This window comes from Vibrio sp. 10N.247.311.14, assembly GCF_041467715.1.
GTDB lineage: Bacteria > Pseudomonadota > Gammaproteobacteria > Enterobacterales > Vibrionaceae > Vibrio > Vibrio crassostreae_C.
In genome coordinates this window covers 1-23069 of the sequence record NZ_JBFSVE010000071.1, presented here as the reverse complement: position 1 = coordinate 23069, position 23069 = coordinate 1, and the positions used below count along the sequence as shown (strand labels likewise).

The following is a 23069-nucleotide window of genomic DNA, read 5'->3' as shown; positions in this document are numbered from 1 at the left end:
CGTTAGACCATGCCGATGGCTTAGATAACAACGAACTGACCTTCGATTTGCCAGTTTATGCCGTCGACTCAGATGGTGATGATTCATTAATGTCTCCGTTGTCGGTGACCATTGGTGATGACGCCCAAATCATGGCGAACGGTACGCTGGATATTACCGAGCCGAATTTAGCTGACGGTACGGTGACCACCAATACGATTGATGTAATGACGGCGCAAAGTGCCGATGGAGCTGTGATTACCCAGTTCACCTATGACGGGGGCACGGCTCAAACCTTAGATCCAACAATCACAGGCGAGCAGAAATTTACGTTCACTGAGGGTGATGTGTTCGTCACCATCGAAGGTAACGTGCGCTTTGAGCCGAACCGTGATTTAGACCACGAAGATGGCGATATCGTTAAATCTCTCGTCTTTACGTCAAGCGATGGCGATGTGGATGTTGAAACGGCCACTGTCACACTAACGATTATTGATGGTGATATCCCAACCATTGAATCGGTACCAAGCATCGCGCTTGCTGAAGCAGATTTAGCGGATGGCTCGTCACCAATTATGGGTGCAGTGAGTCAAACAGAAACCATCTCGTTCACTCATCAAAGTGACAATGTAGAGAAGTTCCGTTTAGAACCAAGTGAGTTTAATACTAACAACGCGCTCAAGTCAGACGGCTTGATCATTGAGATTCGAGAAGAACCAACAGGCTCCGGCAATTATATTGGCTTCACGACCGATATTTCGAATGTCGAAACCACGGTGTTTACTCTCGATTTCAGCAGCTCCACTTTGGGTGAATACACCTTCACACTTTTGGAAGCTATCGATCACAGACCAATCCAAGGTAACAACGATCTGACGTTCAGCTTGCCGGTCTATGCCGTTGATACCGATGGCGATGACTCTCTCATGTCACCACTATCGGTGACGATTACCGATGATATTCAAGCCTTAGTCGTTGGCTCATTGACAGCGAAAGAGCCATCAACAGGTGTTGAAACATCCAATACTGTTGACCTTATGCCGGACAGCAGTGCGGACGGAGGGACATTAACGAGCTTCAGCTATGATGGGGAGGCTTTACAAACTCTTAATCAAGACATCGCAAGCGAACAGTCGTTCACTTATGACGAGGGTACGCTATACGTCACTATAGACGGAAACATGCGATTTGAACCTGTGTCAGACCTCGATCATTCTGGTGGCGATATCGTCAAAACTATCTCGGTTAATTCAGTCGATGGAGATGGGGATATTGTTAGCACCTCTGTGTCGCTGAGGATAGAAGATGGCGATGAACCAGTGATTGATCTTATTCCTGATGTTGCTCTGAATGAAGCAAGCTTAGCTGATGGTTCTGCCTCTACAGGGACAGCTGTCAGTGAAACCAAAGTCATTACGTTTACTGATGGTAGCGATGATGTGACGCACTTTAGGGTCGATAGCACGAACTTCAATTCGTCAGGTGCATTGAAGTCGAACGGCCTGACAGTGGAAATTAAAGAGCAACCTACTGATTCGGGGAACTATGTTGGCTTTATTATCGGCGCTTCAAATGTTGAAACGAACGTGTTCACACTTGAATTTTCGAACAGCAATCTTGGTCAATATACATTTACGCTTTTAGAGGCTTTAGATCACGCTGATGGTAACCTTTCTAATACCTTAGATTTCGATATCCCTGTGATAGCGGTTGATGCCGACAACACCGATTCAGCATCGTCCTCTTTGAACGTCACCATTACCGACGACTTACAGCAAACGCAAGATCGTACTTTAAGTATTGTTGAACCTGTGACGACTTCAGGAGCAGGTGGTCCGCCAACTACAAGTATTGTCGATGTTATGCCTACAGAAAGTGCAGATGGTGCGACCGTTACCCAGTTTATGTACGGGGCAGATGGGCCGTTTACGCTTGTTCAAACTGATTTTACAGAGCAAGAGTTCACAGTTGCTGACGGACGGTTGTTCGTTAAGTTGGATGGCTCGCTCCGTTTTGAACCAGATAGAGACCTTGACCACTCGAATGGCGATATTGTTCGAACCATTACCGTGACAACAAGCGATTTCGATAATGATGTTGAAACCGCAACGGTGACGCTTACTATCACGGATGGCGTTGATCCTGTTATCAACATTGTCCCTGACGTTTACTTATCTGAAGTGAACTTATCCGATGGTTCAATGCCGACGGCAGGGCCAGTTAGTTCAACTCATACCATCACTTACACAGAAGGGAGTGATGACCTGAGTCATTTCCGAATCGCTACGGATGAATTTAATTTTGGCGGGTTACTGAAATCAAACGGTTTAGTCGTTGAATTGAAGGAGGAACCAGCGGATTCGGGCAGCTACGTCGGATTCACCACAAACGGTTCCGGTGCAGAAACCGATGTCTTTACGATTAGTTTTGATAGTGTTAACAAGGGCCAATTTACCATTACCTTGCTGGAAGCACTCGATCACCTTAATGGTCTCAATTACAACGATTTGAATTTCCGCTTGCCAGTTTATGCTGTCGATACAGATGATTCTGAATCAACAAGACGAGATGTCGTTGTGACGATTGAAGATGACATTCAGCAAATGCAGGATGGGGTTCTTACGATCACAGAACCAAGCTCTGGCACGCCGACAACAGCAACGGTTGATGTTATGCCCTTGCCAAGCGCGGACGGCGCGACCATCACCGAGTTTACTTACGATGGTGGATTATCCATTTCGCTCGATCAGACCGTGACGGGTGAGCAAGAGTTTACCTTTACTGAAGGCTCTTTGTTCGTCACGTTAGATGGTGATGTTAGGTTCGAGCCAAATCGAAACCTTGATCATTCTGCCGGGAATATCGTTAAAAATATCGTTTTCACTTCATCGGATTTCGATAACGATATCTTCATGTCGAGTGTTCGACTGACCATCATTGATGGTGAAGGGCCCGCGCTGAATGTAGTACCCGGCGTTAACTTATCTGAAAGTAACTTAGCAGACGGATCTTCTCCTGACTCGGTGCTGATTAGTGAAACCAATACAATCACATCCATCGCTAGCAGTGACGACATTGCAAGAATTGTTGTCGACACGTCTCTATTTAACACTGGCGGATTAATCAAGTCGAATGGACTAGTGGTTGATTTAAGGGAAGAGCCAGCAAACTCTGGTGACTATTTAGCATTCACGACGGTTTCACCGGGCGTTGAGGTGCCTATCTTCACCTTAACGTTTGATAGTTCAAACCCAAGCATTTATACCTTTACACTACTAGAGCGACTAGACCATGCGCCTGGCGATGGCAACAATGACATTACTTTCGATTTATCGGTTTATGCCGAAGACACCGATGGTGATGTGTCCGCTCCTAAGCAACTTGAAGTAGTTATCGGGGATGATGTTCAAGTGATGCAATCTGGAGACTTACTAGTCACTGAGCCAACCTCGGGCACGGCGAGCAGCAATGTGTTTGAAACAATAACGGGTCCAAGTGCAGATGGTTCAACAGTTACTAAATTTACCTATGATGGTGGGGCTGAGGTTCTTCTCGATCAAAACGATATTAATGAGCAAGTATTTGTTTACCCAGAAGGGACACTGTTTATTAAACTCAATGGTGATATTCGCTTTGAGCCGAATAGAAACCTAGACCATGAAAATGGCGATATCATTAAGAACATCGTTGTTGCATCTCAAGACCAAGATCTCGATCTAGAAGACGCAACCGTTAGGTTAGTAATTAGTGATGGTGCTCCACCGACGATTGATATCATTCCACCAGTGAGCTTGAGTGAAGTGAACTTAGCCGATGGTTCTTCACCAAGTTTACCTGTGAGCCAAACAGAGCAGATAACCTTTACTGCGGGTAGTGACGACGTTAGCTATTTCCGTATTGCGACCAATGAATTTAATGTCGGCGGAGCTCTAACGTCTAATGGATTAGAGATTCAATTGAAAGAGGACCCTTCAGTTGCCGGTGGCTATATAGGATTTACTACGGAAGACTCTCTTCTTGGGCCAGAAGTTGAAATCTTTGAAATTAGCTTCTCATCGTCAGTGCTAGGCGAGTACACATTTACGCTCCTCGAAGAGATCGACCATGCGGACGTTCAAGGTAACAATGATCAACTATTTACCTTGCCTGTTTACGCGGTAGACACCGATGAAACCGATTCAGCAATGACACCACTCAGTGTCACCATTACCGATGACGTGCCTGAAATTACTGAGATAGAGGTTGGCAGCACCTTTGTTGTGGATGAAGAGGAGATTGGAACACCAACGCAAGCCTCGGGAAGTTTTGTGACGACCGAAGGAGCTGACCAAGTTGAAACTTACGAATTGAGAAATATCTCAATGTTGGAAGCGACGCTATCGTCTGGCAATGAAGGTATTAAGATCACTGAGATCACAGGTGCTGCTAACACGACCACCTACCAAGGTGCAACTGACCCTGGCGGAACGCCAATTTTCACATTAGTTCTGACTGATGATGGTGCTTACACATTTACCTTGCTTGGTCCTCTAGACCATGAGCCTAGCTCAGAGGCGAGAAATAAGCTGCTTATCTCCTTTGATGTAGTGGCTGTTGATAGTGATGGTGATGATTCCAACCAGTATCAATTACCAATTCAAGTCATTGATGATATTCCGGAAATGACGCCGCCGACGGGTGAAGTGATTGTCGATGAAGATGACTTAGCGGGTATAGGCTCTGACCAATCTGAAGATACCGTCATTAATGGTTTGTTTACCATTGATGAAGGTGCGGATGGTGTTGTGTTGTATGAGTTGGTTAACCCTGATGCAGTGCTAACAGGGCTTACGTCTAATGGTGAAGCCCTAGAGTGGCTTCCGGTTGTTGAGAGTGGTACGACATTTACCTACACAGCACAAACTGAGACAAGCAACGAGGCTGTGTTTGAAGTTGTGTTTGATACTAAGGACAACAGCTATCAGTTTGAACTGTTTAAACCGCTCACACACCCTATAGCTGACGATGAAAATAGCATACTGCTGAATTTCTCTGTCGTAGCCGAAGATTTCGATGGCGACCAGTCTAATGCAATCGCACTGGATATTACGGTCACCGATGATATTCCTCTAGTGACAACTCAGTCTATCTCTCGCCTAGAAGGGCAAAACTACACTGGCTCTTTGGTGAACATGTTTGCGAGTGCAACAGACCAAGGTGCCGACACCGCTGTGCTCACCCAAATAGAAGGGATTTCAAATAGTGATGTTGATATCGTTTTCAGGGGAGGAACGAGTGGAGCATTTAGTGGTAGTTATGACCTAAATTTAGGGAGCCAGCAGGTTCGTGTTTATGAACAAACCGATGATGGAAGTGGAGGAACAGTAGAGAGAGAGTTGGGTCGCTTGCGTATAAACTCGAACGGTGAAGTCGAATTTAGAGCCAATGGTTATCTAGATCATGACGGCGATGAGATCAACTTCTCGATCAACGTAATTGCAATCGATGCGGATTTAGATACCTCTGAAACGCCACTGAATATTACTATCGTTGATCAAGACTCAACGGCTGTGTCGCTGAAAGTGACGACAACGGAGGATATTGGTCGTGATGCATCAATTGATTATGCAGCGGGTAGTGAACCAACAGACCTAGAAAACACCTTTGATAATCAAGACGGTCTAGCTGATGCACCTGCTCAAGTAGCATTGCAAGTAAACTTGTACGACCAAGATAACACAGAGGCGATCGGCCAACTGAAGATCTTCGATAATACAAACCATAGAGGTACATTCTATTACTTTGATGGTGCTGAATATGTGAAATTGTCGACAGATGTAGATGGAAACTATGTTCTAGATGGTGCAAATATCGTTCAGACTTTCATGCCTGATCCCGATGACTCAACTGATCCAAAAGATGTTATAGCTACCATCGATAATCTTTATTTTGTACCAGACCGAAACTTTAGTACCGGTAATGGTGGAGCCACAATAAATTATGAATTGGAGATCGACAACAACGGGGTACCTGACCATACGGTAAGCTCCAACTTTAGAATTGAAATTGAAGCCGTAGCAGATGAGGCTGAGTGGGATGATGCAAACAGCACTTATATTTATCTTCCTGATACAGACAGCATGGGTGCAGAGATTCCGGTGACGGAAGATGGAAATACCATAACTCTTAACCTCGAGGCTGATTCTCAAGATACTTCTCGCCCTGAAACACTCACATATCAACTTACTGTTGATGAAGGCGCTGGGAAGTTCACTCTATTGGATAGCTCAGGTAATCCGATAGGGCCTGTTGGAGGCCCATATGTTATTGATGCGGCAGATATCAATAGCACAGTCGTCGACCCGATTGATAACTTCTCGGGCACCATTAGCTTTAAAGTAGTAGCTTTGACGGAAGAAACCCGTAATCCATTCCTAGATGGCGATAATAGCGGTGCTAACAGTAAAAAGGTTGCCACCTCTGAAGAACGAATATTAGTTATTGATGTACTTCCAGACGCCGACTTAGGCACCTTAAGCGTGAATCGCAAAACCATCAATGAAGATAATATTCTCGATCCAGATACTGTTGGGGATCCTAGCAATAGAGTCGCGTTCACTCTTGATGAAGTGATTGCGATGACACCATCTGAAGATTTGGATACGTCGGAAACTCTATACGTACGCATCAATAATATCACTCAGGGGGCTGGGCTTTATTTACTTGGGACCGATACCCTTGTACCAACCGTGACAATTGAGGGTGTCGATTATCAAGAGATTCTTTACTCTGAACTTGCCAACGTAGAAGTGATACCCAAAGAGCACAGTAATGAAGACTTTAGTTTTGATGTGTTAGGTGTTGTCAAAGACAAGGCAGATCTTTCAACGGGTGAAGTAGTTGATGAAATCACATTTGGTCCTAAAACAGTCAACGTTGAGGTCATTGGTGTTGCTGATGTGCCATTTGGTGGAACTAATGGTACCGATTGGGAAGAGTTTACAGATGGCGGTGTGAGTGGGGTACAAACCACAATCCAAGAGAGTCAAAGCGGTGATAACTACGCTGTTCTAGATTTCACGGTGTTGTCTGGTGAGAGAAAACCAGATGACTCGGCTGATGATCCTCTTGTCGGCGATGGTTCCGAATCGATAACTGTTATTCTATCAGGTATCCCTGAGGGCGTGGTAATCGAAGACGGTGATGGTACGGTTATTGACCTAAATTTCGTTGGGTATGAAGATGACATTAACGGAAACCCTGATTTAGATAAACCAATCTATGAAGCGAATATCACAGAGGAAGGTATTACTTCTGGTATCCGAATTCGTCCGATTGACTCGTCGACAGAAAATATTCATATCAAGGGGCAGATTGTCGTTACCGAGAACGATGGACACACCTTAACGTTTGATCAAGAAGTTCGAGTGTTGGTTGAACCTAGAATCGACACTTCTGCAACCTATAGCAACACCACAACCGGTGATGAAGACACCGCTATTAATATTGATTGGCATCCACAAGGTGATGATTACATTGATGATGACGAACATTTCACTTCAATTACCATTAATGGCATTCCAACGGATGTAGTCGCGGTGGTCAATGGTGATGTTACGGTCGATTCCAGCACGGCCGGCACCCTAGTCATTACACCGAAAGACACCTCACAGACACCGGAGCAATTTACTCAGATTGCTTTGGCGAACAACTTTATCCAAATGACACCACCAGAAAACTCAAGTGTCGACTTTACGCTGACAACCGTCGTTGAGATGGAGGAGAGAGATTTCGAGTACACCGATGATGCGATTGTTGGTGAGGGCGGCCGAGTAGTTGCTAATCCAGCAATTACAGGCACCATCACAGTACAAGTTGTGCCTGTTGTGGAACCTAAAGATCCAGATGGAGATGGAGTTGACGATAACTTTATCGTTTTCTCCAATGAAGACGGTAGTGGTGAGTTAACATCAATTACATCTGATGCTGCGGGTGTAATCAAACTCACAACCAATAGTGATAACCAAGCCGTAGATGGTGGTGGTATTGAGATCTTGGATGGTGAGTACGTTATCCGTTACAAAGAAGATGATGTCTCTCCGGTATTTCCTATCAACGAAGTCGTTAACGAAGTCGTCATTCAGTTGACTACGACGACTGACGGCACATTGCCAGACGAGGTGTTGAGTCAACTACTCGTGACTGGCGCTGTGTATGAGGGTGATGGTCGTTGGGTAGTCACAGATGAAGATGCGTTTACGATTAGTGCACCTGAGGGTTTAGATCTAACTGCTCCATACACTGATGGTGATGAAAACAATAACAGCAGTATCAAAATGAAGGTGTTTGCTCAAGTTGAAGACTTGGGAGACGAATTGAGTGACCAGAATTCTGCGATTGCTCCAAGAGAGGGTAATGTTATTTTGACCTTCCCTGAAGAGATCGTTGGTGGAGGAGAAATTGCTGCTGATATCGCTGCAACTCCGAACCAGACAATCGACGCGATTGAAGATACTCAGCTCATGCTTGGTGACGCGCTTGAAAGTATCATTAGTTTCAGTGGTGGCGATACATTTAACGACGAAATTACCATCGTTATTGATGATACCGTGTTTCTTGACCCATCGGACCTTACCCAAACACTTAACATTAGCATCGGTGGTAGTGGTGAGATTGACTTCGTTAACGGCGAATATGTGTATCAGTCCACTTTGGTACAAGGTGTAACGCCAGATTTCTCTGATTTGGTGTTGAATTTACCCGCAGATTATTCTGGGGACTTTAAATTGCCATTTACGGTGATCACCAAAGATTTGATATCGGGTGATGAGAAGGTACTTGATACCAGCGCCATCATTAAAGTCTCTGCTGTAACAGATATAGCGCCAAGTATTTCTGTCGATATTACTGGTTCTTTGGATGACTCGTTGAACCCTGTCGATATCGATGGTCAACCGGGCGCTGAAGCTGTGGGTTATGAAGACACCTATATTGTGCTTGATTTCTCGGGTTCGGTTGCAGACCAAGTCAATGGTGTTGAAGGCGGTGATGAACGCTTCACCGATATCACTTTAACCTTAACTGACACAAGCAATGGCGAATTCTACAGTGATACTGGAACGCCATTGGGCACATCCATCTCTTTCACCGAAAGTGAAATTGAAAATGGTGCCTTGTCAGGCGTGTTGTTTAAACCGAAAGAGAACTTCCCGACTTATGATGACGTAAATGGTGCTGATGTCAGTACTGTGAACGTTACTGTGACAGGTAACATTTTAGATACGGCGACCTTCAATCAAGATATTCCTGACACAACTGAGGATGCCACAATCGAATCTTTCTCAACGTCGGTTAGCTTTGACGTAGTCCCTGTGGTGGATGATATTGCGATCACTGGTCCTGGAACGAACGCAGATGTCATTGAAATAACGGGTAGTGAAGACCAAGAGATTTCACTCGCTGGCTCAAGTCCAGTGTCGATTGCTTTGACGGATTTAGATGGTTCGGAAGAGTTTGTCTCTATCAAGTTTACTGATGTCCCTGATGGCTTCCAATTCAGGGTAGATAACTCCTCAGACTTCACGGTTAAGAATAATGGTGGAGGCGTGTGGAGTGTCCAATTGCCTTCAAATGTCTCGAATTCATTCGATTTGAGCGAAATATCGGTACTGCCTCCGAAAGATTTCAGCGGTACTTTTGAGTTTGGTGTTGAGGTGTTTACGCAAGAATCTTTGCTCGGTGTACCAACTAACGCAGGTACTCTGCCAAGTTTCCAAGTGCATGTACTTCCTGTAGGGGACGATATTGATACGGATCCGACTGATTCGGTAGTCGGTTTAGAAGGCGAAAATATTGATATTGAAATCAACACGACTATTCTGGATAACGCATTTTCTGCATCGGGGAGTGGGACTTATACTGAAAACTCGCCAGAAACCATCCGTGTTGTGGTCAGCAATGTTCCACAAGACGCGTCAATTTTGCATCCGGATGGAACAACACTAGGTATTTACGATTCAGCCTCTGATACATGGACGTTAGACGTAGATGCAACAGCACTCGATAAGATCGTGTTTAACTCCGGTGAGCACAATTCAGACACAGGTAATACGCTTGGTATTGATACACCGTTGTCTATTTCTGTTCGCTCAGTAGATACAGATGCGGATAACACTGAGTATTTAGGGGCGGAAACCATTTTCAGTGTCGACTTGGTGGTTGATCCGATCAATGACCAACCAACCTTTGTCAATATTGAAAACTTAGAGACGCCGGAAGACACCTCTATTGCATTGAGTGATATGTCTGGCTTTAAGATAGAGGACCCAGACGCCGTTTATGATGATCCGAACGCGATTTACACACTAACATTATCGGTCGACCAAGGTACGTTGACTTACACCTCTTCAACGGGTGTTACCTCTACGCCAACTAGTGGCAGCGCCATTGTTCTCTCTGGAACTTTGGCCAATATAAATACTGCTCTGGATACAGGTAGTGTCAGATTCGAATTGGGTGCGGATGAGAATTACCTAAATCAGGGAGGTGTTGCGACAGTCACTGCCACTGTTGATGATGGTGGTAATAACGGTCTGATTGATGCTGGAGATCCGAATACTGCTCAAACCAATCAAACGACCTTTACCATTAAGGTAACGGAAGTGAATGATCAGCCGGTGGCAACGGACATCGACTTGGGCACGATTGCTGAAGATGATCAAATCGTAATTAAAGCTGAAGATTTGATTGCAGCATCAAGCGATCCTGAAGGTGATAACCTGACAATAACCGATGTCAGTCTCACTTCGGGTCAAGGGCAGTTGGACTACTTTGAAAACAGTGGTGGTGTAGATGATCCGTCGATTACTGGCCCATATTGGGTTTTTGATGCCAACGATGAATACGATGCGACCAGTGGAGATATCAGCTTTACATATACCGTTCAAGACGATGGGCAAACCAATGGAGCTGATGACTTCCTAACAGACACCGGCGATTTGAGCTTAACAGTGACAGGTGTTAATGATTCGCCAATCATTAATGGTGACGGTGTCACGCCTGTCATTGACGAGGATGCTGGTCAACTGTTGAGTGGTATCAATGTCAGTGACCCTGATTATGTAGATACATTTTCTGATGATCTGATGACCGTCACGCTGACGGTGGATTACGGTACATTGAATGTATCACTTCCAGCAGTGACGACGGTTGTTGTTAACGGCAACAACACGGGTTCAGTCATCTTAGTGGGGACATTGAGTGACCTGAATGCGTTGATTGATACGCCAACCAGTCCAAATGGTGTTTTCCTTGATGCGAGCCTGTCTCCAACCAATAGCATTGGATTAGAAGTTGTTGCCAAAGACAGCGGCAACCCTTCAGGTATTGCGATAGAGACAGCACCTGTGGTTTACAACATCGCGGTGACGCCAGTGGCGAATGCACCAACCCTGTCTATCGATAGTGCGACTAACTACGTGAGAAACATTACTGCGAGTCAGTCAGTGAGTGCGAGTGGTATTCCTTTGGTTGGAATTATCGCGGCATTAACAGACATCACAGAAGAGCTAACGCTGCATATCAGTGATGTACCTGCTGGCGCTCAAATCACCAGTGCTGCGGGTTCTGTGACGGATCTTGGCGGTGGTGTTTGGGTGGCAACGGCGGATGCGATTGATAGCTTACAGGCGGTCGGCCTTTCTCAAACTCCGGGTAACTACACGCTTAAAGTGGAGGCTGTTTCTGAAGAGACAAACAACGATACGGCGACCTCTGCTTCGATTGACCTGAATTTGAACATTGTGTCTGACGCGGTCGATATTAACCTGGCTGCGGAAACCGATGATGTTCAGCTGTTTGCTGGCACCAATGCGACTGACCTAACTGCGGGCTCTGGTAATGATCGACTTGTTGGCGGTGACGGTAACGACACCCTGATTGGCGGCGGAGGCTCAGACATTCTGACTGGTGGTGATGGTATGGACTCGTTCGTATGGCTTAACATCGAAGATGGTGTTGAAGATACGATTACCGACTTTGATTTGTCGGAAGGGGACAGCATTGACTTGAGAGAAGTGTTGCCGGAGCTTAAAAATACATCTCCAGACATGACCGCGTTGCTACAACAAATAGACGCGAAAGTGGACGGGGATGATATTGAGCTTACGATCAACCCGGATGGCTTAGGTACTACGGAACAGGTGATTGTGGTTGAAGACCTTGCGCCACAGCTAACCTTAAGTGGCACCATGCCTTCGGACATTCTGGATGCATTGGTACAGCAGAATGTGATAATTCACGGTTAAAGCGAACCATTGAACCATAACGAAAGAGGCCAGCATTGCTGGCCTCTTATTTGTTACGGTATAAATTGAAAAGAGTTACTTAAGGGAGTTGTGGATCAGGAACTCTTCTTCAACACCTTTCAACTTCATCTCATCCATAATGAAGTTCACCGTGTTCAACAAACGTTGTTCACCTTTAGGAATCAGATAGCCGAACTGACTGTTGGTGAATGGAGTTTCGCAGCGTGCCGCTTCAAGACGTTCGTCAGTTACTTGATAGAATAGACCTTCAGGCGTTTCTGTCACCATCACATCAACTTTGCCTTCTGCTACTGCTTTCGGTACGTCGAGATTGTTCTCGTAGCGTGTGAAGCTTGCATTCTGCAAGTTCGCGTCGGCAAAGATCTCGTTAGTACCGCCAATGTTCACGCCCACACGAACAGAAGAGAGGTTCACTTTCTCAATGCTGTCGTACTGTTCTGCGGTGCCTTTCGCAACCAAGAAGCACTTACCAAAGGTCATGTAACCTTGAGTTTGTTCCGCGTTTAACTGACGCTGCATTTTACGTGTAATGCCGCCCATTGCGATGTCGTACTTATCGTCGTCTAGATCGGCCAGTAGATCTTTCCATGTGGTACGAACAATCTTCAATTCAACGCCTAATTGTTCCGCGATGTGCTGTGCAACGTCGATATCGTAGCCAGAGTAGCTTTTACCATCGAAGTAAGAGAAAGGCTTGTAGTCACCTGTGGTGCCCACACGCAGAGTACCTGATTTTTGAATGTCTTCTAGCTGGTCAGCGTGTGCGACACCAGAAAGTGCCAGAGCAATGGAAGCAAGTAATAGTGATGTTTTTTTCATTGTAATTGTCTGTTGTGTTTGTGTTGTCATTCAAAGTAACAGAAACAATCAGAGAAAGAGATCAAACCATTGGAAAGGTTGGAAAAGAAGATGAAACGAGGGCAGGAGATAGGTATTTCTATGGTTTGTGAGCATTGATCGAGGTGCGTTTCATATTCCGTTTTGATAAACCGAAGACAAACAAAAAGCCCATGTTATCGAATAACATGGGCTTCATTTTGGTTTAACTTGTTAGCTGCTTATTTAGCTATTTAGCTATTTAGCAACTGACTCGTTGTTCATCTTAGCCGGAGCTTTAGATGCGTTAACCAATAGGATACCAACGGTTAGTACCATTGAACCACATAGTAGGAACAACAAGCGTCCTGTTGGTTCGTTTGGAATCAGAGCCATTGCTAGGATACCGAAACCTGCTGTGCTGATAAGCTTACCAAGCATTGAACGCTGTTTAGTATCTAGGTTTTGTTGCTCTTCACCTTCCGCTACAAGCGGCGTGTTCCAGTTAGTGAATAGTTGGTCAACTTCTTTCTCACGCTCTGGCGATAGGCCTTTGTAGAAGCGAGAAGTCATGATGAAGTAACCACCTGTGAACACTACGTGAGCAGCTAAGCTAAGACCTACTTTCAAGTCGCTCCATTCACGGCCTGTAAGCGCTGTTTCTAGACCAAATAGGTTCTCGATGTCTTCTGCTTGCAGAGAGATACCGAAGATGTAAGAAACGAAACCACCAACCACTAGAGTAGACCAACCAGCCCAGTCAGGTGTCTTACGAATCCACATACCTAGTAGGACAGGGATAAGCATTGGGAAGCCAATCAACGCACCTACGTTCATTACGATATCGAACAAGCTTAAGTGACGCAGAGAGTTAATGAATAGACCAATCGCAATGATGAAAATACCCATCATGATAGTCGTTATCTTACTTACAATAACCAGCTCTTTCTGAGTCGCATTTTTACGAAGAATCGGGCTGTAGAAGTTCATTACAAAGATACCAGCGTTACGGTTCAAACCTGAATCCATAGAAGACATCGTTGCAGCGAACATTGCTGACATAAGAAGACCAACCATACCTGCTGGCATTACGTTTTGTACGAATGCTAGGTAAGCAGCATCACCGGCTTTGTCGCCCATTGATGTGTATTGCTCAGCGAACTCAGGCATGAATGCACTAACGTACCAAGGTGGTAGGAACCAAATTAGTGGACCAACAACCATAAGGATACATGCTAGGCCTGCCGCTTTACGTGCGTTTTCACTGTCTTTTGCACATAGGTAACGGTATGCGTTGATGCTGTTGTTCATTACACCGAACTGCTTCACGAAGATGAATACAACCCAAAGGATGAAGATGCTCATGTAGTTTAGGTTGTTACCTAACATGAAGTCGCCGTCGAAGTTAGCAATAATGTTAGTTAAGCCGCCACCGTGGAAGTAAGCTGCTACCGCACAAGTGATTGTCACGGCCATGATTACAAGCATTTGCATGAAGTCAGAAGCAACAACCGCCCAAGAGCCGCCGGTTACTGCCATCAATACTAGAACCATACCCGTTACCACAATGGTAGCTTCCATTGGGATGTTGAATACCGCTGCTACAAAGATAGCTAGACCGTTTAGCCAGATACCTGCAGAGATAAGGCTATCCGGCATACCTGCCCATGTGAAGAACTGTTCAGACGTTTTACCAAAGCGCTGACGAATAGCTTCGATCGCCGTTACCACACGAAGTTGGCGGAACTTTGGAGCGAAGTACATATAGTTCATGAAGTAGCCAAAAGCATTGGCTAAGAATAGGATTACAATAACGAAACCGTCATTGAATGCGCGTCCTGCGGCACCTGTAAACGTCCATGCTGAAAATTGTGTCATGAAGGCAGTTGCACCAACCATCCACCACAACATTTTGCCGCCCCCTCTGAAGTAATCACTTGTAGAGGTGGTGAACTTACGGAACATCCAACCAATCGCGATTAAAAAGAAGAAGTAGGCGAGAACAACAAAAGTATCAATAGTCATCTTTTCAGCCTTTTAAATATCATAATTAACTGGGCTTAGATTAACGCGTCCCAAGGTTTATTTGTACTACAATATGTCTTTAGTATGATCTAGGTCGCATTGATTTTTCGGCCTCTAACACGTGGTCATATAAGTATTTGTTTTAATTGAATTTAAATGTGAGTGTATTTTGTTTGAGATCTAAAATAAATTGAGGGTTAAATGTTTATATGTATTACAATATAAACAAAAGCGCTTACTTTGCCGTATCTATAAGATTTTAATTATAACCGTAACAAATGTGCTACAGATTGGTGTGTTGTGCGACGACATTCACGTTAATTTGGAACCCTATACTGAAAATTTTTGTATTGAGATTTCAAGTGTAGCTCATTGTTTTCACTTCGCTATTTTCTGTTTATCTGCGGCCATGAAGCCTTTCTATGCTATTTATTCATCATAGAGGTGCGTATTTGGAATTTTTGTCACTGAGTGGGCGTTAAACTGGACGACGGGACACATTTTGCGGCTCACTTTGTCTATTGTGGTCTTCAATGCATGCCATGAGAGATGCTTGATGACGTATCGAAAAGGACCATTGCTGGGTAAGGGGCTGGATAAGAAACTGGATAGGCGATAGGGGGCACCAGTAACGCTTCGCTAGATGCATACTGACGTAGATTGAAAGCCTTACATTACTCGTTCTTGCCTGTCTTAGTCACGGATCTTTACGAGCCCATAGGGAGAAAGGCGATAGGGTATAGGGGAAACAGAACGTTGATTGAGCGTGTTTACGGTTAGTCAGCGCAATAAACGCCAGATAACAAAAAGCCCCACCGAGGTGAGGCTTCATCACTCAATCTAAAATAGATTAAGCGTTAACGTGATCAACTGCGTCACGAACCAGCTTGCCTAGTTCGTCCCACTTACCTTCGTCGATAAGGTTAGTTGGAACCATCCAAGTACCGCCACATGCAAGTACAGAAGGGATCGATAGGTATTCATCAACATTCTTCAAGCTTACGCCACCAGTAGGCATAAATTTAACAGGGTAAACCGCTGTTAGTGCTTTAAGCATACCAGTGCCGCCAGAAGGCTCAGCAGGGAAGAACTTCAACGTGCGAAGGCCCATTTCCATTGCTTGCTCAACTAGGCTTGGGTTGTTAACACCCGGTACGATTGCAACACCCTTATCGATACAGTATTGAACAGTGCGCGGGTTGAAACCTGGGCTTACGATGAAATCAACGCCAGCTTCGATAGATGCGTCAACTTGCTCGTTAGTCAGTACAGTACCTGAACCAATTAGCATGTCTGGGAATTCTTTACGCATGATGCGAATCGCTTCGATTGCACATTCTGTACGTAGCGTGATTTCTGCACATGGCATGCCGTTTTCAACAAGTGCTTTACCTAGAGGGATAGCGTCTTCAGCACGGTTGATAGCGATTACAGGAATTACTTTTAGGTTTGCTAGTTGTTCATTTAATGTCGTCATGAATTCTTTCTCACGTTAAATGTGGGCTTGCTTTCAACTAAGCAAACCCTTGATTAATAGTTAAAGTTCGTAATTATAGAGACAGATCAGGCGTCGCTTCTAGAGGAATGATAGCACCTGGATGCTGAATCACAGTCCCTGCCACAATGTGACCTGCTAACGCTGCATCACGTGCATTGCCACCGCTTAAGCGCTTAGCTAGGAAGCCCGCGCTGAACGAATCGCCAGCCGCTGTTGTATCAACAATGTTGTCTACTGGATTTGGAGCAACGTACTGTGCGCTTTGGCTCTCAACTACTAGGCAGTCTTTAGCACCACGTTTAATGATGATCTCTTTCACACCAGATTCAGACGTACGTGCAATACACTGTTCAATGCTTTCGTCGCCGTACAACTCTTGCTCGTCATCGAACGTCAGTAGAGCCGTGTCTGTGTACTTAAGCATCTTCAAGTACCAAGAAATCGCTTCTTGTTGGCTTTCCCAAAGTTTTGGACGGAAGTTATTATCGAAGAATACTTGGCCGCCTTGAGCTTTAAATTTGTCTAAGAAGTTGAATAGCTGCGTGCGTCCATTCTCTGTCAAGATAGCAAGCGTAATACCACTTAGGTAAACCGCATCAAAAGAGAATAACTTATCAAGTAGAGCAGGTGTGTCTTCCTGGTCAAACATGAACTTTGCTGCAGCATCATTACGCCAGTAGTGGAAACTGCGTTCACCAGTTTCATCGGTCTCGATGTAGTAAAGCCCTGGTTGTTTGTGATCAAGCTGAGCAATTAAGCTAGTGTCGATACCTTCCGCTTGCCACTTTTCTAACATGTCGGTACTGAATGGGTCAGTGCCTAGCGCTGTTACGTAGCTCGTGTTGATATCTTGCTCTTTTGTTAAGCGAGACAAGTAAAGTGCAGTATTTAGTGTATCGCCACCGAAACTTTGCTTAAGCCCGTCTTGTTTCTTTTGTAGCTCAACCATGCACTCGCCAATGACCGCGATGTTTAATGATTTCATATGCTTACCTTAGCAACTGAGGTTGCGCTGTTTATTATTTTAGGAAATCTTCACGCGCAGGGTTGAAGATATCAAGAAGGATGCTGTCTTGCTCTAGTGCAACTGCACCGTGCATCATGTGTTTACGAGCGAAGTAAGCATCGCCTTCTTTAAGGACTTTCTTTTCGCCTTCAATCTCAGCTTCGAAGCTGCCACGAACTACGTAACCGATTTGGTCATGGATTTCGTGAGTATGAGGGTGGCCAATCGCGCCCTTATCAAAACATAGGTGTACTGCCATTAGATCGTCAGTGTAAGCAACGATTTTACGCTTAATGCCGCCACCAAGTTCTTCCCATGGGTTTTCATCTAGGATAAAGAAAGAGTTCATTGTGTATCTCCTAATCTGTTTAAATCTTTTAAGTGTTACTTAACTTGCATCCATCATAAGGGAATGAGCCTAATTGTAATACAATATATCTAAATTTGTGTGATATTGATCAAGCGATACTTTATATAGCGTAAATAAATCAACAACTTAATAAATGGCTAATATTTACCATTAGCCAGCTACATCAATGACTTATGGCTAATTATGTGACTCTACTCATCATTTAGCGACGAATAGGTATAATTAAAGCTCATATTGTATTACTTTATATGGAGTTTGAAAATTTAATCAAAGTTTAAGCAGATAAACTCTTTATTGAGGGTGACAAAGAATATGACGACTAAACCAGTATTGTTGACTGAAGCAGAAATCGAGCAGCTTCATCTTGAAGTGGGCCGTTCTAGCTTAATGGGCAAAACCATTGCAGCGAACGCGAAAGATCTAGAAGCATTCATGCGTTTACCTATTGATGTCCCAGGTCATGGTGAAGCTGGGGGTTACGAACATAACCGCCATAAGCAAAATTACACGTACATGAATCTAGCTGGTCGCATGTTCTTGATCACTAAAGAGCAAAAGTACGCTGACTTTGTTACTGAATTACTAGAAGAGTACGCAGACAAATATCTAACGTTTGATTACCACGTACAGAAAAACACCAACCCTACAGGTCGTTTGTTCCACCAAATCCTGAACGAACACTGTTGGTTAATGTTCTCAAGCTTAGCTTACTCTTGTGTTGCTTCAACACTGACACAAGAGCAGCGTGACAACATTGAGTCTCGCATTTTTGAACCCATGCTAGAAATGTTCACGGTTAAATACGCACACGACTTCGACCGTATTCACAATCACGGTATTTGGGCTGTAGCCGCTGTGGGTATTTGTGGTCTTGCTTTAGGCAAACGTGAATACCTAGAAATGTCAGTGTACGGCATTGACCGTAATGATACTGGCGGTTTCCTAGCGCAAGTTTCTCAGCTGTTTGCACCTTCTGGCTACTACATGGAAGGTCCTTACTACCACCGTTACGCGATTCGTCCAACGTGTGTGTTTGCTGAAGTGATTCACCGTCATATGCCTGAAGTTGATATCTACAACTACAAAGGCGGCGTGATTGGTAACACAGTACAAGCCATGCTTGCGACGGCTTACCCGAACGGTGAGTTCCCAGCTCTGAATGATGCTTCTCGTACCATGGGTATCACTGACATGGGTGTTCAGGTTGCGGTAAGTGTTTACAGCAAGCATTACTCTTCTGAAAACGGCGTAGACCAAAACATTCTGGGTATGGCGAAGATTCAAGACGCAGTATGGATGCACCCATGTGGTCTTGAGCTATCTAAAGCCTACGAAGCCGCTTCTGCGGAGAAAGAAATCGGCATGCCTTTCTGGCCTAGTGTTGAATTGAATGAAGGCCCTCAAGGTCACAACGGCGCGCAAGGCTTTATCCGCATGCAGGATAAGAAAGGCGACGTTTCTCAGTTAGTGATGAACTACGGCCAACACGGCATGGGTCACGGTAACTTTGATACGCTGGGTATTTCTTTCTTCAACCGTGGTCAAGAAGTACTGCGTGAATACGGCTTCTGTCGTTGGGTGAACGTTGAGCCTAAATTCGGCGGCCGTTACCTAGACGAAAACAAATCTTACGCTCGTCAAACAATTGCACATAACGCAGTAACGATTGATGAAAAATGTCAGAACAACTTTGACGTTGAACGTGCAGATGCAGTACACGGCTTGCCACACTTCTTCAAAGTAGAAGACGAGCAAATCAATGGCATGAGCGCATTTGCTAACGATCATTACGAAGGTTTTGACATGCAACGCAGCGTGTTCATGCTAAACCTTGAAGAATTAGAATCTCCGCTACTATTAGATCTTTACCGTTTAGATTCTGAGAAAGGCGGTGAAGGTGAGCATCAGTACGACTACTCACACCAATATCAAGGTCAGATTGTTCGCACTAGCTTTGAATACCAAGCAAACAAAGAGCTGAACACGCTAGGTGAAGACTTCGGTTACCAACACCTATGGAACGTGGCAAGCGGTGAAGTGAAGGGCACAGCACTGGTAAGCTGGCTACAGAACAACACCTACTACACGTGGCTAGGTGCAACGTCTAACGACAATGCTGAAGTTATCTTTACTCGCACTGGCGCTAACGACCCAAGCTTCAACTTACGTTCTGAGCCTGCGTTCATTCTACGCAGCAAAGGTGAAACAACACTGTTCGCTTCTGTTCTTGAAACGCACGGTTACTTCAACGAAGAGTTCGAGCAATCAGTCAATGCTCGCGGCGTTGTGAAAGACATCAAGGTTGTCGCGCATACAAATGTAGGTTCAGTCGTCGAAATCAGCACAGAAAAATCAAATGTGACCGTGATGATCAGCAACCAACTTGGTGCGACTGACAACACTGAACACAAGGTAGAACTGAACGGCAAAGTATACAGCTGGAAAGGCTTCTACTCAGTAGAGACAACTTTAAACCCAGAATTAGCAAGCAGAGCAGAGCAGGGGAAATAATAATGAGCTATCAACCACTTTTACTTAACTTTGATGAAGCAGCAGAGCTTCGTAAAGAACTTGGCAAGGATAGCCTTTTAGGTAACGCACTGACTCGTGACATTAAACAAACTGACGCGTACATGGCAGAAGTTGGCATCGAAGTACCAGGTCACGGTGAAGGTGGCGGTTACGAGCACAATCGTCACAAGCAAAACTACATCCATATGGATCTAGCGGGTCGTTTGTTCCTGATCACAGAGGAAACAAAGTACCGTGATTACATCGTTGATATGCTAACTGCGTACGCGACGGTATACCCAACATTGGAAAGCAACGTAAGCCGTGACACTAACCCTCCGGGTAAGCTGTTCCACCAAACGTTGAACGAGAACATGTGGATGCTTTACGCTTCTTGTGCGTACAGCTGCATTTACCACACTATCTCTGAAGAGCAGAAGCGTCTTATCGAAGACGATCTTCTGAAGCAAATGATCGAAATGTTCGTTGTTACTTACGCACACGACTTCGATATCGTACACAACCACGGCTTATGGGCTGTGGCAGCGGTAGGTATCTGTGGTTACGCAATCAACGATCAAGAGTCTGTAGACAAAGCGCTTTACGGCCTGAAACTAGACAAAGTAAGCGGCGGTTTCTTAGCACAACTTGACCAACTGTTTTCGCCAGACGGCTACTACATGGAAGGTCCTTACTACCACCGTTTCTCGCTACGTCCAATCTACCTGTTCGCAGAAGCAATTGAACGTCGTCAGCCTGAAGTTGGTATCTATGAATTCAACGACTCAGTGATCAAGACAACGTCGTACTCTGTATTCAAAACAGCATTCCCAGACGGTACATTGCCAGCTCTGAACGATTCATCGAAGACAATCTCTATCAACGATGAAGGCGTTATCATGGCAACGTCTGTGTGTTACCACCGTTACGAGCAGACTGAAACTCTGCTTGGCATGGCTGATCACCAACAAAACGTTTGGGTTCATGCTTCGGGTAAAACACTGTCTGACGCGGTTGATGCAGCAGCCGACATCAAAGCATTTAACTGGGGTAGCCTGTTTGTAACGGACGGCCCTGAAGGCGAAAAAGGCGGCGTAAGCATCCTTCGTCACCGTGATGTGCAAGACGACGACACAATGGCGTTGATCTGGTTTGGTCAGCACGGTTCAGACCACCAGTACCATTCTGCGCTAGACCATGGTCACTACGATGGCTTGCACCTAAGCGTATTCAACCGTGGCCACGAAGTGCTGCACGATTACGGCTTCGGTCGTTGGGTAAACGTTGAGCCTAAGTTTGGCGGTCGTTACATCCCGGAGAACAAGTCTTACTGTAAGCAGACGGTTGCTCACAACACAGTAACGGTTGATCAGAAAACGCAGAACAACTTCAACACAGCATTGGCTGAGTCTAAGTTTGGTCAGAAGCACTTCTTCGTAGCAGACGACCAGTCGCTACAAGGTATGAGCGGCACAATTTCTGAGTACTACACTGGCGTAGACATGCAACGCAGCGTGATTCTTGCTGAACTACCTGAGTTCGAAAAACCGCTAGTAATTGATGTGTACCGCATCGAAGCTGACGCTGAGCACCAGTACGACTTACCAGTTCACCACTCGGGTCAAATCATTCGCACTGACTTCGATTACAACATGGAAACAACGCTTAAGCCATTAGGTGAAGACAACGGTTACCAACATTTATGGAACGTTGCTTCAGGCAAAGTGAACGAAGAAGGTTCTCTAGTAAGCTGGCTACATGACAGCAGCTACTACAGCCTAGTAACCAGCGCGAATGCGGGCAGCGAAGTGATTTTTGCTCGCACTGGTGCTAACGATCCAGACTTCAACCTTAAGAGTGAGCCTGCGTTCATCTTACGTCAGTCTGGTCAAAACCACGTGTTTGCTTCTGTACTAGAAACGCATGGTTACTTTAACGAGTCTATCGAAGCCTCTGTAGGCGCTCGTGGTCTAGTTAAATCAGTATCTGTTGTGGGCCATAACAGTGTCGGGACTGTTGTTCGCATTCAGACTACTTCTGGCAACACTTACCACTACGGTATCTCAAACCAAGCTGAAGACACGCAGCAAGCAACTCACACTGTTGAGTTCGCGGGTGAGACATACTCGTGGGAAGGATCATTTGCTCAACTGTAAATGATTAACATACATGCCGTTTAACGATGGCATGTATTGATGTGGTGCTTTGCGGGAACGAAGCATCACATTGAATTCAGTCGTGATTGCAAAATCGTTCGTTGATACCAACAACGACTGAATACATCGGGAATAAGTCAAACCGAGTAACTCATTGCGAGTTGCTCGGTTTTTTTATGCGTGTAGGAAACAGAATAGAACGTTTCAACAAACGAAAAGCCTACTCAGTGAGTAGGCTTTGATCTTATTGACTAGGGCGTGTTGACTTTTCGCGGTTAAATTTTGTTCGAGATAAAAGCGTTTTAATCGAGGCGAGGGGGAAGTCGCCTAGTCATTCTAAGCAAATCCCCCTCAACAAAGAGTAAAACGCTTTTAGCCGAACCCTTCGGGCAGCGTTTGCTGG

General features: G+C 45.1%; 8 protein-coding genes. 3 read left to right on the top strand and 5 right to left on the bottom strand.

Annotated elements, in window-relative coordinates:
• The coding region (locus AB6F11_RS19905; RefSeq protein WP_372179652.1) for a cadherin-like domain-containing protein at positions 1 to 12263 on the top strand (12263 nt) is incomplete at its 5' end.
• A 75-nt stretch (positions 12264 to 12338) separates the two neighbouring features.
• On the opposite strand, the gene AB6F11_RS19900 is transcribed toward AB6F11_RS19905, so the two are convergent.
• The 5 genes from AB6F11_RS19900 to AB6F11_RS19880 all read right to left on the bottom strand — a co-directional run bounded on the left by AB6F11_RS19900 (position 12339) and on the right by AB6F11_RS19880 (position 17978).
• Positions 12339 to 13103, bottom strand: a complete 765-nt coding sequence (locus AB6F11_RS19900; protein WP_017067326.1) for a transporter substrate-binding domain-containing protein — start codon at positions 13101 to 13103, stop codon at positions 12339 to 12341.
• A 255-nt stretch (positions 13104 to 13358) separates the two neighbouring features.
• Positions 13359 to 15125: a sodium:solute symporter family protein gene (locus AB6F11_RS19895; RefSeq protein WP_102394652.1), complete on the bottom strand. Its 1767-nt coding sequence runs from the start codon at positions 15123 to 15125 to the stop codon at positions 13359 to 13361.
• An 850-nt stretch (positions 15126 to 15975) separates the two neighbouring features.
• Positions 15976 to 16602, bottom strand: a complete 627-nt coding sequence (locus tag AB6F11_RS19890; protein ID WP_017069898.1) for a bifunctional 4-hydroxy-2-oxoglutarate aldolase/2-dehydro-3-deoxy-phosphogluconate aldolase — start codon at positions 16600 to 16602, stop codon at positions 15976 to 15978.
• A gap of 73 nt (positions 16603 to 16675) precedes the next feature.
• Entirely contained in the window at positions 16676 to 17608 is a 933-nt protein-coding gene (locus tag AB6F11_RS19885; protein WP_017061485.1) for a sugar kinase, read from the bottom strand.
• A 34-nt stretch (positions 17609 to 17642) separates the two neighbouring features.
• A complete protein-coding gene (locus AB6F11_RS19880) occupies positions 17643 to 17978 on the bottom strand; it encodes a cupin domain-containing protein (RefSeq protein ID WP_009846518.1) in 336 nt (111 codons plus the stop codon).
• Positions 17979 to 18311: 333 nt separating this feature from the next.
• On the opposite strand from AB6F11_RS19880, the gene AB6F11_RS19875 reads away from it, so the two are divergent.
• Positions 18312 to 20510 carry a heparinase II/III family protein gene (locus tag AB6F11_RS19875; protein ID WP_102394653.1) on the top strand — a complete coding sequence of 733 codons (2199 nt, stop codon included), beginning with the start codon at positions 18312 to 18314 and terminating at the stop codon, positions 20508 to 20510.
• A 2-nt stretch (positions 20511 to 20512) separates the two neighbouring features.
• Complete coding sequence (locus AB6F11_RS19870) at positions 20513 to 22666, top strand: heparinase II/III family protein (RefSeq protein WP_102394654.1); 2154 nt, start codon at positions 20513 to 20515, stop codon at positions 22664 to 22666.
• Positions 22667 to 23069 lie beyond the last annotated feature (403 nt).

Bases quoted from the DNA above. Each gene is read 5' to 3' on its own strand.
- AB6F11_RS19900 (WP_017067326.1), bottom strand. From the start codon at position 13,103: ATGAAAAAAACATCACTATTACTTGCTTCCATTGCTCTGGCACTTTCT.
- AB6F11_RS19875 (WP_102394653.1), top strand. From the start codon at position 18,312: ATGACGACTAAACCAGTATTGTTGACTGAAGCAGAAATCGAGCAGCTT.
- AB6F11_RS19870 (WP_102394654.1), top strand. From the start codon at position 20,513: ATGAGCTATCAACCACTTTTACTTAACTTTGATGAAGCAGCAGAGCTT.
- AB6F11_RS19885 (WP_017061485.1), bottom strand. From the start codon at position 17,608: ATGAAATCATTAAACATCGCGGTCATTGGCGAGTGCATGGTTGAGCTA.
- AB6F11_RS19895 (WP_102394652.1), bottom strand. From the start codon at position 15,125: ATGACTATTGATACTTTTGTTGTTCTCGCCTACTTCTTCTTTTTAATC.
- AB6F11_RS19890 (WP_017069898.1), bottom strand. From the start codon at position 16,602: ATGACGACATTAAATGAACAACTAGCAAACCTAAAAGTAATTCCTGTA.
- AB6F11_RS19880 (WP_009846518.1), bottom strand. From the start codon at position 17,978: ATGAACTCTTTCTTTATCCTAGATGAAAACCCATGGGAAGAACTTGGT.